The following is a 13,822-nucleotide window of genomic DNA, read 5'->3' as shown; positions in this document are numbered from 1 at the left end:
GCAATGCATGGAGCTGACCAATACTAATCGGTCGAGGGCTTATCCAATACACTAAAACCCAAATTCGTTTCGATCCAGTTTTCAGGCGATCAAGGCCTGGATGGAATAACAAGCTTCAAACTGTTTGGAGAGATACCCAAGTGGCTATAAGGGGACCCTCTGCTAAGGGGTTAGACTGCGTAAGCGGTGCGAGGGTTCGAATCCCTCTCTCTCCGCCATTCCTATTCCATTGATCATTAATATGGCGGCGTAGCTCAGCTGGCTAGAGCGTACGGTTCATACCCGTGAGGTCGGGGGTTCGATCCCCTCCGCCGCTACCATATTTTCGGAGGCTTAGCTCAGCTGGGAGAGCATCTGCCTTACAAGCAGAGGGTCGGGGGTTCGAACCCCTCAGCCTCCACCATCAATTATTTTTAAGCAATATTTACACCGTGCCGGTGTAGCTCAACTGGTAGAGCAACTGACTTGTAATCAGTAGGTTGGGGGTTCAAGTCCTCTCGCCGGCACCATCTTTACCAATGCGGAACCGTGGTGTAGAGGCCTAACATGCCTGCCTGTCACGCAGGAGACCGCGGGTTCGAATCCCGTCGGTTCCGCCATTTTCTACAATTAAATATGGCTTATGTATGGCTCGGTAGCTCAGTCGGTAGAGCAAAGGACTGAAAATCCTTGTGTCGGGGGTTCGATTCCCTCCCGCGCCACCATTCATGGAGGCTTAGCGAAGTGGCCAAACGCATCAGACTGTAAATCTGCTCACGTACGTGTTCGGTGGTTCGAATCCATCAGCCTCCACCATTTTGAGCCATTAGCTCAGTCGGTAGAGCACCTGACTTTTAATCAGGGTGTCGAAGGTTCGAGTCCTTCATGGCTCATCCGTTAAAGTCATCACCTTTCGGTGATGGCTTTTTTGTTGTTTTTATAAAAATTGCACCAGACAACTGCAGTCCGTTTAAAATTTCTGAGTCCGTTTAATTATAAGCTTATAAACCGGAGCAGAAATGAGGGATTTAAGTGATATATGATGCAATAATTGTCGGTGGAGGCATTGCCGGCTTGCAGGCAGCGATTCAATTGGGGCGTTACTCCGTGCACTCAGTGCTGGTCATTGATGCAGGAGGCGGGCGGTCCAGTCTATGCCGCAATTACCATAACATTCTCGGCTACCCCGATGGCGTATCAGGGGAGGAATTGCGGGAAAAAGGCCGTCGGCAGGCTGAACGTCTGGGGGTGCAGTTCGCGGCGGACCGTGTAATAAAAGCGGAAAAGAGCGGAGAGCTTTTTCTGCTTAGCGGGACAGAGGGAGAGAAATATACCGGCAGAACTTTGCTGTTGGCAACAGGTGTAATGGACCGTTATCCGGATATACCGGGGCTTGTTCCATCACTTGGCCGGACAGTATATGTATGTCCTGATTGCGATGGTTATGAAATCGAGGCTAGGCGAACCGTACTGGTTGGCTCAGGCGATGCGGGAGCCCATATGGCATTCGTCCTGCGGGAGCGTACGGGCGATCTCACTTATATTAATCATGAAGGTGTCCCGCTTTCACCGGAGAACCTTCAACGCCTGTTGGAGCAGAATATTATATACCTTGAGCAAGAGGTGGAACGTATCACCGAGGAGGAAGGCGTAATCCGCAGTGTTATTTTAAAAAGCGGAGATAAAGTGCCGGCGGATAGAGGGTTTATTGCCTTCGGCAACAATGCCGTACACTCTGAACTGGCAGAACAGCTTGGTATTGACCTGCACAAGAATAGACATATCGAAGCCAACAAGCGCTCGCTTTTGACCAGTATGGACCGGGTTTGGGTAGCGGGCGATGTAGCTGTACATGCCGAGCAGGCCACAGTGGCTATGGGAGAAGGCGCAATCGCCGGGATCTGGATGCACAAAGCATTAAAGAAGCTGAATCCGAAGCCCTTGCCCCCTGCCAAATATGATCTGAGTCAATCCTTTAGCGGGAGCACTTCGGTGAATCGCTAATGATTGTCAGTCCCTCTGCCGCAGAAGGCCGCAAAATATGATAAAATAGGCGAAAAGAGTAAAAGTGGTGGAGAATGGTGACGATGGATAGCGAGACACTGCGGCATAGTTTGGAGCAACTCACTGGAAAAAGAACCGGAATCAAACAGCTTGGAAGACAGCATACGTCTGCCCTGTTCGGCTTAACCACACAGCAGGAAAATGAGCCGGTCGTCCATGAGGGCAAGATGTGGGTGCCGATATTTGAAAATGAAGGCCGGGCGACGGCGATATGGATGGAGCTCGAAGGGTTGACTCCCACGGAAGTCCGGCTGGCCCATTACGCGGCGCATAATTTTGCCATCGCCTTGAAGGCGACCGGACTTAAGGAGGAAGGCGAAGCCGAGGCCAGACAACTCAGTGCCTGGTTAAATGCCCAATTGGAGCAGGAGAAGAATGACGCGGAGATCCCCGAAGAGGTCACCTTAAAGGGGCGGCTGTTTGGAGAAATGGTTCCTTTTCTGCTGGTCAGTGAAAATGTGCATCAACCGCAAATGACCTACCGTTCCTTAATGAAGCTGCTGCGCAATTATTTTGAAAATGATGTCCTGCTTATACCGCTTCAGGATAAAGAATGGCTGATATTGGCGCGTAAGGAACTGCTGACCGGCGGGGATGATAAAGACGATGAAGAAGAGAATCCGGACGAGCTGCTGGCGCAGACCTGTATGGGCCTTCATGAGCTGATCGCCAGCGAATGGGTCGGTGTATTTCATCTGTCCGTCGCGCAGGCAATCATCCCGGTGAAGGGGTTGACCGGATCGGTGGCGCTCCTCAAAGAGACGATTATGCTGGGGCGGATTTTTCAGGTCGGCGATTATATTCACCTGCCTTGGGAGCTGCACATGGAGCGGCTGGTCAACAGCATTCCGGACCACAAACGCAGGCTGCTGCTGGGTCAAATCGGCGATTACTCCGTAGTGCTTGGCGATAAGGAAATGCTGTTAACCCTAGAGACTTTTTTTGAAATGGACTGCAATGTCAGCGAGACGGCCAAGAAGCTTTATATCCACCGCAACACACTGCTTTACCGGCTGGATAAGATCAAGCAAGAAACCGGTGCTGACGTGCGGAGCTTCGGAGATGCGGCCATTGTGAAGTTAGCCATGTTATTGTATAAAGTGACGAAAAGAAAATAGGTTTTTTGTGAAGGTTGCAAATAGCCTTTGGAGTGTGTCTGGGGTAAGATATAACTACAAGAAAGCGATTTATTTTTTTTATCCCAATAATATATTCGAGGGGGAAATACAATGGCAGGCGTACGTTTAGAGCATATTTTCAAAAAATACCCAGGTTCCGATAAAGCTACAGTAATGGATATCAATCTTGATATTAAAGATAAGGAATTTCTCGTATTGGTAGGACCTTCCGGTTGCGGTAAATCCACAACCCTGCGTATGATCGCCGGTCTCGAAGAAATCTCCGACGGCAAACTGTACATTGGCGACCGCGTCGTAAACGACGTTGCTCCTAAAGACCGCGACATCGCAATGGTGTTCCAGTCCTACGCCTTGTATCCTCATATGAGCGTATATCAGAACATGGCATTCGGTCTGAAACTGCGCAAAGTGAAGAAAGAAGAAATCGACAAGAAGGTTCGCGAAGCTGCGAGAATTCTGGATATCGAACATCTGCTTGAGCGTAAGCCTAAAGCCCTCTCCGGTGGTCAACGCCAACGTGTCGCTCTGGGCCGCGCTATCGTCCGTGATCCACAAGTCTTCCTGATGGACGAACCGCTTTCCAACTTGGACGCCAAACTTCGTGGTCAAATGCGCGCCGAAATCACTAAACTGGTGAAACGCCTTGAAACCACTTGTATCTATGTAACGCATGACCAGACAGAAGCCATGACCATGGGCGACCGTATCGTAGTAATGTACGACGGTATCATCCAGCAGGCTGCTTCTCCTGAAGAGCTGTACAATGAGCCTACCAACCTGTTCGTAGCCGGATTTATCGGATCCCCTACAATGAACTTTATCAACGGTACTCTTTCTGAAGTGAACGGAGCCGTACGCTTCCGCGCTCAGAACCTTGATGTAGAAATTCCAGGCGGCAAAGCAACCATCCTGCGCAACAAAGGCTACATCGGTAAAGAAGTCATCATGGGTCTTCGTCCGGAAGACGTCCATGAAGAGCCGGTATTCCTGGAAGCTTCTCCGAACACGATCTTCACTTCCCTGGTAGACGTAACTGAAAACCTGGGTCATGAAATGCTGCTCTACCTGAGCGGAGTAGGCACTGGAACAGTAATCGCCCGTGTAGACGGCCGTTCCACTACCCGTGAAGGCAGCAAGCCGAAGCTGGCGATCGACATGAACAAGATCCACATCTTCGACAAAGAAACCGAACTGAACGTATTCCTGGGCTAAGATAGCCGTATTTCCCCGCTTGAAGAAGCCGCCTGAAAGGGCGGCTTTTTTGGTATTTGAGATGAAAGTACGTAGTATGGATATAGGAGTCCCCGCAAAGTATCCCGGTAAGTTCTGTAGAGATGCTTCTATATAGGGGCGCATTAAGATTGCATTCACAGACGTTATCCTTTAAGATAGCAGGAGAATTACCTGTGTCTGGAAAGGAATTATGCCGCAAACAGACGTGGTGGAAACGGATTATACCCGCGTTGACGAAAGGACGAATACACATATGCCTAAGAAGGTAAAAGTAGCGGAGCTTGTGCAACACTTTCAACTCGAAGTAATTTCTGGAAAAGAAGGCCTGAAACGGCCGATTACTGTGGATGATTTGAACCGTCCGGGTCTGGAGATGGCCGGGTATTTTGAATATTATCCCGAGGACCGCGTTCAGCTGCTCGGCAAAACGGAGTTGGCTTTCTTCTCGATGCTGCCGGAGGAGGAACGCAAGAACCGGATTCGCGGAATTTGTAATGAGAATACCCCATGCATTGTAATTACCAGAGGCTTGGAAGTGCCGCAGGAAATTATTGATGTGAGCAACGAGAAGGGGTTGCCGGTACTGCGCAGCGCCCTGGCAACAACCATCTTCTCCAGCCGGTTGACGAGCTTTCTGGAGGGCAAGCTGGCTCCGACGGCAACGATTCACGGCGTTCTCTGTGATGTGTACGGCGTAGGAATGCTGATTACAGGCAGCAGCGGCATCGGCAAGAGCGAAACTGCGCTGGAGCTGGTAAAGCGTGGACACCGCCTGATCGCCGACGATGCTGTGGAAATCCGCCAAACCTCCGATAATCAACTGCACGGAACGGCACCTGAACTGATCCGTCACCTGCTGGAAATCCGCGGTGTCGGTATCATCAATGTGATGACCCTTTTCGGGGCAGGGGCTATCCGCAACCACAAACGGATTACACTGGTCGTCCGTCTGGAGGCTTGGCAGCAAGATAAACAGTATGACCGGCTTGGCCTTGATGAAGAGACGACACGCATTATTGATACCGATGTGCCGCTGGTAACCATTCCGGTACGTCCCGGGCGAAACCTTGCCGTCATTATTGAGGTTGCCGCAATGAACTACCGACTGAAGCAGATGGGCTTTAATGCCGCACTGCAGTTTACCAACAAACTTACAGCCACCATTTCTGAAGACATGGATGATCTGGATTAGGAGAGTGGGAGCATGTTCTATCCATTAGCAATCGATCCGGTGTTCTTCTCCATCGGATCGCTGCCTGTCCACTGGTATGGGCTGATTATCGGCCTGGGCGCGCTGGTCGGCCTGCTGCTGGCGATCAGGGAAGGCAAGCGTTTCAATATTCCGCAGGAATTCTTTATGGATCTGCTGCTGCTTGGAGTCCCTTCGGCCATTATCGGCGCCCGTATTTATTATGTAGCCTTTATGTGGGACGATTATAAGGATAATCTGCTGGATGTGTTCAAGATTTGGAACGGCGGGATCGCCATCTATGGCGCCCTGATTGGGGCGATTATCTGCGCCTTCTTCTATTTCCGCTATAAGGGATATCCGTTCTGGCGTATCGTTGATATTTGCGCACCCAGCCTGCTGGCGGGACAGATGATTGGCCGCTGGGGCAATTTCGTCAATCAGGAAGCTTACGGCGGTGTGATAGAGGAGTCGTTCCTGCGCGATAAGCTGCACCTTCCCGATTTTATCGTCAACCAAATGTACATAGACGGTGCCTTTCATCACCCGACGTTCCTGTATGAATCGCTCTGGAGCCTCTTGGGCATTATTCTGCTGATGGTACTTCGCCGGCAGAGATTTGTACGTGCAGGTGAGATCTTCCTGTCCTATTTCATCTGGTATTCGATCGGCCGCTTCTTTATTGAAGCGCTTCGTACAGACAGCCTCGGCTTTCACGGAGCGGGTGGAGTCGCCTCGTTCATCAATGCGCTTTGGACGCCTATGGAATGGCTTGGCTTTGAACAGGGAAGCTTCAGTGCCGATTATGGCAATATCCGCAGTTCCCAGCTGCTTGCGCTGCTGCTCATTGTGGCCGCTGTCATCCTGATCATTGTCCGCCGGGTGACCGGACAGGCCAGCGAGCGTTATTCCGACCCTATTGTCAGCACGAAGCCGGCTGCAGCCGATTCGGTCATTCCGGATACGGCTACCCCGGTCATTAACTCTCAGGACAAACCGGCAGTTACGCCGAGATCCGGAGAAGAGGAACCAAAGGAGTAAGCAACCTCAATGATAGAATGCGTTCTTTTTGATTTGGACGGAACAATTGTGAACACTAATGAATTGATCCTTAGCTCGTTCATGCATGCTTTGCAAGAGAACAACCTGCCACTGATGACCCGGGAAGAGATGATTCCCCATATGGGGACTACGCTGCATCAGCAGCTGAGTGCTTTTTCCGGCTTGATCGATACGGCTGTGCTGGAGCGTTCCTACCGTTCCTACAACAACACACATCATGATGAACTGGTCGCCGCTTTTCCGCATGTGAATGAAACGATGCAGCAGCTGCAGCAGCGCGGGATCCGCATGGGCATTGTAACCACCAAAATCCGTCCATCCACGATGAAAACGCTGGAGATGTTCGATATGCTGCAATATATGGATACGATTGTAACAGTCAACGACGTGACTCATCCAAAGCCGCATCCGGAGCCGGTGCTTACAGCGGTACAGGCGCTCGGCGTGCGGCCGGAGCGGACACTGATGGTGGGGGACAGTCCCGTGGATATCCAGTCTGCCAAGGCGGCAGGGGTGCTTGCAGCAGGTGTGGCCTGGTCGCTAAAAGGGGAAGAGACTCTCCGTCAGTATGGACCGGATTTTATTATTCATGACATGACAGATTTACTTGAAATGCTTGGGTAGGGGACGATCCGAACGTGAGAAACATTACCCGATATCCTGTAGAGGAGCATAATTCTCTCTGGCACATCTACCGGACGGTCAGTCCGTTCAAAGGTGTGCGAAACTTTATATTTATCCAGCTCGCCCGTTATTGTCCTTATCTGCCGCTGAAGAACTGGATTTACCGGCGGATTCTCGGCATGAAGGTAGGGAAGCACACGGCATTTGGACTCATGGTGATGGTGGATGTGTTTTTTCCGGAAAAGATCACGGTAGGCGAAAACTCGGTCATCGGCTATAACACCACGATCCTGGCCCACGAGTATCTGATTAAAGAGTACCGGCTGGGAGAAGTGATTATCGGGGAGAACGTCATGATCGGCGCCAACTCGACGATTCTTCCCGGTGTAACGATCGGGGATGGCGCCGTCGTAGCGGCGGGCTCCGTTGTGCATAAGCATGTGGCAGCCGGCTCCATGGTGGGGGGCAACCCGCTGCGCGTGTTGCGTCCGGCGGCAGAATAACCGGAAGCTGAATAGACCAGGCAAGTGAAGCCTGCAGGTTCATATTGCGTATTCTTGCGCGAGGGTCTGCAGGCTTTCGTATCTGAACTGACTCCATGACAAGGCCCCACTTTGTGGGGTTATTTGATAGGGCCTTTAGAAAGCCTTTAGAATTGTTTAAGCAAGCTTTAAGTACCGGGAATAGAGCGTACGGGTTATACTTATTAAGAGGCGAGCCCAAACCCTCGCACAGGGATGCCGCGGCATCATATCAGAATGGACAATCAGCAGGGACAGGCTTCCTGATATACGGCTTAGGCTTTCCGCCTGATTTCTCAGTAACGGACTAACATTGCAGAGAAGAGGAATCTATTGTGGTGAATGCAGCCAAACAGCAACGCCTGCCCCAGCTGGATATTTTCCGCGCCTTGGCAATTATCGGGGTACTTCACGTCCATGCCTCATCCTTCGCAGCCGGAGAGCTTGCACTCTCTTCGCCGTATTATTACTGGCTGAACTGGATGAATATTTTCTTTAAATTCGGTACGCCTTCCTTTATTTTTCTGAGCAGCTTCGTGCTGTTCTACAATTATTACGGACGTCCGGTAACGCGAGGTCTGATCGGCAGCTTTTACCGGCGCAGGCTGAAGTATATTCTGCTTCCTTATTTGCTGGCATCGGCGGGATATTACGCCTTGACCCTGTATATCAACGGGGAGCTGCTGCAGCATCCGTCAGAGAATATACTGAGCTTTTTGCGCGCCTTGTTTACAGGCTCAGCCTATGCGCATCTGTATTTCGTATTTATCAGCATTCAATTCTATGTACTCTTTCCGCTGCTCCTTAAACTGCTGCAAAGCTCGCGGCAGTGGGTACGCTGGTCGTTTCCGCTCGGGCTGGCGCTGCAGTGGGGGTTCATCTTCTGGAATAAATACCAGCTGCACATCGTGGAAAAGGGAAGTCTCGCGATTTCCTATCTGGCGTACTACATGCTGGGGGCGTTCATTGCCGTACATTTTGCTGAGATTAAGAAGTGGTTTACAGGCCCACGGATCCAAAAGTCTGCTGTGCAAAAAAGATGCATCCTGCTTCTGCTCATCCTGTGGCTAGCTGCCGCCTTTGCTCATGTCCAATTGTGGTACAAAGCGCGTCATTACGGGGACTGGGTAGACTCGCTGTGGTATGAGCTGCTCTGGAATGTGCATACGCTGCTCTCAGCCCTGGTCCTGCTGGTTGCCGCCTTCTGGATCTACCGGAAAGCGCCGCAGCGGTTGGTTGCCTGGTTGACGCGGCTGGGTGAGCTTTCGTTCGCCGTTTATTTGATCCACCCGCTGTTCCTGGCCGTCTACCGGCTGCTGCAGAGTAAGCTTCAGACGGATTCCCTGCTCTATGTCGGATACGTATATGGCGGGCTGGTCATTGCGCTGGCAGTAAGCTGGCTGATTACACAGTGGACGTTCCGGCATATCCGGATCAGTTGGGTGGCGCTGGGCAATGTGCCGCGTTCGCTCGCACCTGGCGGGAAGCCGGCTCTGGGCGGCATGGGCAGCCGTGTCCGCGAGGAAGCGCAGGAAAGCGGGGTATAGCGGCTTACTGCATACGGGAACGTGAAATTTTATAGAGGGAAGCATCGCGGGATGCGGAAATGACCAGGAGGATAGCTATGGGACAAAAAGAAAGAATTCCGCAGCTCGATATTTTTCGGGCGCTGGCGATTTTTGCGGTGCTGGCGATTCACGCCACTTCGCGTACGATTGCCGAGACGCAAGGCAGCAATTTGTTTCATCCGTTTCTGTTTATCAATAAATTCAGCCAGTTTGCAGTGCCATCATTTGTGTTCTTGAGCGGATTCGTGCTGTTCTACAATTATATCGACCGCCCGCTGACCGGCAAGACGCTCGGCAAATTCTACAGCAGAAGGCTGCTCTACATTATAGTGCCTTATTTCGTGTTCTCGGTGCTGTATTTCATCCTCAAGATGAATGCGGGCAATACCTGGGGCATGCCCCTGGAGGAAATGGCGCGGAAGATGACCAAGTATCTGCTGACCGGAACGGCATATACGCATCTGTATTACATCATTATTATTATCCAGTTCTATGTGCTGTTTCCGCTCTTGCTCTGGTGCCTGCAAAAGGTGCGCCGGCTTGCCGCCTGGGCGCCGGTCATTGGCCTCGCGCTGCAATGGGGATTCGTTCTGCTGAACAAATATATGGCGAACCACGGGTATTGGCAGCTGTCCAAGGGCAGCCTGGCCATTACGTATTTCTCCTATTTCTTGCTTGGCGCAGCCATTGCGGTGTATTACAGCTCTCTAAAAAAATGGCTTGTACCTTCGCGGGAGGGATTCCGGTCCGCCAAAGGGCTGTCCTGGGTGCTGCTCTGGCTTCTCTGGCTCGCCGCCGGTGCCGTGCATGTCGAGCTGTGGTATAACAGCTATGTCCACAAGACAGTCATCAACAGCCTGTGGTACGAAGGGTTCGCCAATCTGCATGCATTGCTGTCCTGTCTGGTGCTGCTGCAGCTCTCCTTCCTGCTGTACGGAGCGGGACGCAGCCTGCTGACCCGGATGCTGGTCTCCATCGGCGCTTGCTCCTTCGGCATCTATCTGCTGCATCCGGCGCTGCTCTTCTATTACCGGAAGCTGGACTTCCACGGCGGAACGCTCGCCTACACGGCAGCAATCTTCGGCGGCTGGCTGGTCGCGCTGCTGGGCTCATGGCTGGTGGTGGCGCTGGTCTTCCGCTACGTGAAGCCGGGCTGGGTGCTGTTCGGGTCCGCGCCGCGAAAGCCTGAACGTAAAACAAAAGCATAATATAGTGAACGCCGGCACAACTGCTACTAGCAGATGCGCCGGCGTTTTTGTGTATTCCGGAGGAATGCTCCGGAGCTACAAGGCAAGCATTCCCCGCGGGTGAACGGGTAAATGTATATTGGGTTAGGTGAACTACACTTCACCGGCATGTTCGCGCTGAAAATCGGCAATCGCCGTGTACTGGCTTTCCAGACTGCGGAAGACAGAAATATAGATGGGCAGCAGCCGCTTATAGACCTTGGCATGCTCGGTGACCGGCCGGTGACGGTGCGTGGAGCCGATCATCCCGTGTACGGCATCCAGGGAGTCGATGCGGCCCAGGGCATACAGCCCGAGGACAACCGCACCGAGACAGGAGCTCTCGAAGCTCTCCGGCACCACTACTTCCTCGTCGAAAATATCGGCCATCATCTGCCGCCACAGCGAGGAGCGGGCGAAGCCGCCCGTGGCCAGAATGCGGCTGGGCCGGCCGATGTTCTCCTCCATGGCCAGCAGCACCGTATACATGTTGAAAATGACGCCCTCCAGCACCGCACGGATCATATGCTCCTTGCGGTGATTCATCGACAGGCCGAAGAAGGAGCCGCGGGCGTCCGGGTTCCACAGCGGTGCGCGCTCTCCGGTCAGGTACGGGTGAAAGAGCAGGCCGCCGCTGCCCGGAGGCACCTGCTCGGCGATCCGGGTCAGCACCTCGTACGGATCGATGCCCAGACGTTTGGCGGTCTCTACCTCTGAGGCGGCAAACTCATCGCGCACCCAGCGGAAGAGCATGCCGCCGTTGTTGACCGGACCGCCGATTACCCAGTGGTGCTCTGTCAGGGCATAACAGAAGATACGGCCCTTCGGGTCGGTCAGCGGACGGTCGACGACCGTGCGGATGGCACCGCTGGTCCCGATTGTGGCGGCAATCACTCCCCGCTCCAAGGCGCCTACGCCAAGATTGGAGAGTACGCCGTCGCTGGCGCCTACAATAAACGGTGTGTCCGGCAGCAGCCCCAGGCTCGCTGCCTCTTCGGCGGAAATTCCCGTCATGCGCTGTGTGGTAGGAACAGGCCGGGACAGCCGCTCCGCAGTAATTCCAGCCGTGCGCAGTGCCTCTTCGTCCCAATCCAGGTTCTCCAGATTGAACATACCGGTGGCTGAAGCGATAGAATGGTCAACCATATACTCCCCAAACCACTGGAAGAACAGATATTCTTTGATGGAGATAAACTTATGCGCCTGACGGAACAGCTCCGGGTGCTCGGCTCCAAGCCACATCAGCTTCGTAATCGGTGACATGGGATGGATCGGCGTGCCCGTCCGCAGATACAGCTCATGGCCGCCGGGCTCGTCCTTCAGGCGGGCCGCGTAGGGCGCACTGCGGTTGTCCGCCCAGGTGATGCAGGCGGTAAGCGGCCGCCCCTCACGGTCGACAGCGATGACGCTGTGCATCGCCGAGCTGAACGATACGAGCAGGACCGCTTCAGCCGGAACGCGGCTGTCCCGCATTACAGCGGTAATCGTGCTGCGGACTGCCTCTACGATAAGTTTGGGATCCTGTTCGGCGACGGACGGCGAGGGCTGATGAAGCGGATAGCCCTGGTTGGCCTGGGCGACAATGGCGCCGTTCTCTGCAAAGAGGACAGCCTTCGTGCTGGTGGTTCCAATATCAACGCCGATCATATAGGATGTACTCAAGTGGATGTCCTTCTTTCTGCCGGGAAATAGATTGCTGGAAGATGGAAGACAATAAACGTAATCTAAAGTATATCTAATTATAGTATCCGCAGGACACGGAGGCAAAGCGGGGGGCCGGAGAACAGGACGTTTCTGCTCTAGCCCTGTTCTATGTTAATGTAAGGCTTTATTGACGGAAAAGCCGGGTCCGTGATACGATATTGCCACTACTTTAATTTACTACCACTGTACCATAGTAAAGTGTTTTGATTAATACTCTGTATGATTGAATCGACGAGGTGAGCCTATACATGTCCAAGCCAAAAGGTTTTGAGAAGCCGGCGGGTGTGCGCGACTATCTGCCGCGTGCGGTAGCCAAGCTGCGCAAGATCGAGAAGGATGTTCTGTACTGCATGAGTCGCTGGGGCTATCAGCAGATGATTACCCCTACGCTGGAATATTACGACACGGTCGGTGTGGCCAGCTCCACCTCCGACCAGAAGCTGTATAAATTGCTGAACAACCGCGGGCAGGCGCTGGTGCTGCGCTCGGAGATGACCGCTCCGGTGGCGCGGGTAGTCTCCTCGCTGCTGAAGGATGAGCCGCTGCCGCTCCGGCTGTCTTATCACGCCAACGTGTTCCGGGCGATTGAAGAGGAAGCGGGAAGGGAAGCGGAATTCTTCCAGACCGGCGTGGAGCTGGTGGGAGACGACTCGCCGGAAGCTGATGCTGAGGTGGTGGCGCTGGCTATCGCTTCGCTCCAGGCGGCAGGTGTGAAGTCCTTCAAGATTGCAATAGGGCATGTCGGGTTCCTGGACGGCGTGTTTCAGGATGCTGTGGAAGGCCTTCCGCAAGCCCAGGAGGAGCTGAAGAATCATCTGCTGGGCCGCGATTACGTCGCTTTCCGGGAGACTTTGCAGCGTCTTGAGCTTCCAGAAGCGCAGAAGAGCGAGCTTGACGGATTATTGCGTCTGCGCGGCGGCAAGGAAATCTGCGGACAAGCGCTGGAGATCAGCAGCCATCCGCTGGCCCGCGCTTCCATTGAGCATCTGTGCAAGGTATGGGAGGTGCTGGTGGCATACGGCGTCTCCGAGCATGTGCTGATCGATCTGACCATGGTCGGAGACTTCTCTTACTATACGGGTATGACGTTTGAAGGCTATGCCGCCGAGCTCGGCTTTCCGGTGTGCAGCGGGGGAAGATACGACAATCTGCTGCAGCAGTTTGGCCGTCCCGTCCCGTCTACCGGCTTCTCGCTGAAGACGAACCGCATTCTGGATGGGGTAACCGGCAATCCGGAGGCGGAAGAGCTCCCGGTTCTGATTCAGTATGACGCGCTGCGGCGCAGGGAAGGGCTGGAGGAAGCCGCGCGGCTGCGCACCGAAGGGCAGGTCGTAGTGACCCGGCTCGTCGCAGGGCCGGAAGAGCTTGAGCAGGTAGAGCGGGTGGATGCGCAGACGGTTGAGGCTGCCGGTGTGCAATACGGCGGAATTTATACCTTTGTGTCTTTTGTCAGTGAGCATGGATGAGGATGGCCGCAGCGTGGAGAGGCAGCCGGCATTTCTAGTTTGATTTG

The 13,822-nt window shown here is 53.5% G+C and carries 11 protein-coding genes and 8 tRNA genes; 18 read left to right on the top strand and 1 reads right to left on the bottom strand.

The genetic code is table 11. The features are described 5' to 3' along the window. Positions 1-126: 126 nt before the first annotated feature. The 17 genes from F1381_RS26080 to F1381_RS26000 all read left to right on the top strand — a co-directional run bounded on the left by F1381_RS26080 (position 127) and on the right by F1381_RS26000 (position 10,587). Positions 127-218, top strand: a tRNA-Ser gene (locus tag F1381_RS26080). A 25-nt stretch (positions 219-243) separates the two neighbouring features. After that, a tRNA-Met gene (locus F1381_RS26075) sits at positions 244-320 on the top strand. A 7-nt stretch (positions 321-327) separates the two neighbouring features. Continuing rightward, positions 328-403: transfer RNA gene (locus F1381_RS26070), tRNA-Val, on the top strand. A gap of 30 nt (positions 404-433) precedes the next feature. Then, a tRNA-Thr gene (locus F1381_RS26065) sits at positions 434-509 on the top strand. A gap of 13 nt (positions 510-522) precedes the next feature. Continuing rightward, positions 523-599: transfer RNA gene (locus F1381_RS26060), tRNA-Asp, on the top strand. 29 nt (positions 600-628) lie between these two features. After that, positions 629-704 (top strand) — tRNA-Phe (locus F1381_RS26055). A gap of 5 nt (positions 705-709) precedes the next feature. Next, positions 710-795, top strand: a tRNA-Tyr gene (locus F1381_RS26050). 4 nt (positions 796-799) lie between these two features. Continuing rightward, a tRNA-Lys gene (locus F1381_RS26045) sits at positions 800-872 on the top strand. Between the two features lie 139 nt (positions 873-1,011). After that, positions 1,012-1,983, top strand: a complete 972-nt coding sequence (locus F1381_RS26040) for an NAD(P)/FAD-dependent oxidoreductase (protein WP_151737750.1) — start codon at positions 1,012-1,014, stop codon at positions 1,981-1,983. A gap of 83 nt (positions 1,984-2,066) precedes the next feature. Continuing rightward, positions 2,067-3,161 carry a PucR family transcriptional regulator gene (locus F1381_RS26035; RefSeq protein ID WP_151737749.1) on the top strand — a complete coding sequence of 365 codons (1,095 nt, stop codon included), beginning with the start codon at positions 2,067-2,069 and terminating at the stop codon, positions 3,159-3,161. Positions 3,162-3,272: 111 nt separating this feature from the next. Continuing rightward, positions 3,273-4,394: an ABC transporter ATP-binding protein gene (locus F1381_RS26030; RefSeq protein WP_151737748.1), complete on the top strand. Its 1,122-nt coding sequence runs from the start codon at positions 3,273-3,275 to the stop codon at positions 4,392-4,394. Between the two features lie 274 nt (positions 4,395-4,668). Then, positions 4,669-5,607 (top strand): HPr(Ser) kinase/phosphatase, encoded by a 939-nt coding sequence (gene hprK / locus F1381_RS26025; RefSeq protein WP_151737747.1) that lies wholly within the window; start codon positions 4,669-4,671, stop codon positions 5,605-5,607. A 12-nt stretch (positions 5,608-5,619) separates the two neighbouring features. Beyond that, positions 5,620-6,645 carry a prolipoprotein diacylglyceryl transferase gene (gene lgt, locus F1381_RS26020; RefSeq protein WP_151737746.1) on the top strand — a complete coding sequence of 342 codons (1,026 nt, stop codon included), beginning with the start codon at positions 5,620-5,622 and terminating at the stop codon, positions 6,643-6,645. Positions 6,646-6,654: 9 nt separating this feature from the next. Continuing rightward, positions 6,655-7,290: a pyrophosphatase PpaX gene (gene ppaX, locus F1381_RS26015; RefSeq protein ID WP_151737745.1), complete on the top strand. Its 636-nt coding sequence runs from the start codon at positions 6,655-6,657 to the stop codon at positions 7,288-7,290. A gap of 14 nt (positions 7,291-7,304) precedes the next feature. Continuing rightward, positions 7,305-7,793 (top strand): acyltransferase, encoded by a 489-nt coding sequence (locus F1381_RS26010; RefSeq protein WP_151737744.1) that lies wholly within the window; start codon positions 7,305-7,307, stop codon positions 7,791-7,793. A 356-nt stretch (positions 7,794-8,149) separates the two neighbouring features. Beyond that, entirely contained in the window at positions 8,150-9,358 is a 1,209-nt protein-coding gene (locus F1381_RS26005; RefSeq protein ID WP_151737743.1) for an acyltransferase, read from the top strand. A gap of 77 nt (positions 9,359-9,435) precedes the next feature. Beyond that, positions 9,436-10,587: an acyltransferase gene (locus F1381_RS26000; protein WP_151737742.1), complete on the top strand. Its 1,152-nt coding sequence runs from the start codon at positions 9,436-9,438 to the stop codon at positions 10,585-10,587. Between the two features lie 132 nt (positions 10,588-10,719). Here the strand turns inward: F1381_RS26000 and gntK are convergent, their stop codons facing one another. Beyond that, positions 10,720-12,252, bottom strand: a complete 1,533-nt coding sequence (gene gntK, locus F1381_RS25995; RefSeq protein WP_187355577.1) for a gluconokinase — start codon at positions 12,250-12,252, stop codon at positions 10,720-10,722. A gap of 305 nt (positions 12,253-12,557) precedes the next feature. Here gntK and F1381_RS25990 point away from each other — a divergent pair, with 305 nt between their 5' ends. After that, positions 12,558-13,775, top strand: a complete 1,218-nt coding sequence (locus F1381_RS25990) for an ATP phosphoribosyltransferase regulatory subunit (protein ID WP_151737741.1) — start codon at positions 12,558-12,560, stop codon at positions 13,773-13,775. Positions 13,776-13,822: the final 47 nt, after the last annotated feature.

The sequence above is a fragment of the Paenibacillus tengchongensis genome, from assembly GCF_008973665.1.
GTDB classification, from domain to species: domain Bacteria; phylum Bacillota; class Bacilli; order Paenibacillales; family Paenibacillaceae; genus Paenibacillus_AQ; species Paenibacillus_AQ tengchongensis.
The sequence above is the reverse complement of the archived record's forward strand: the minus strand, read 5'-3'. Positions and strand labels throughout refer to the sequence as shown.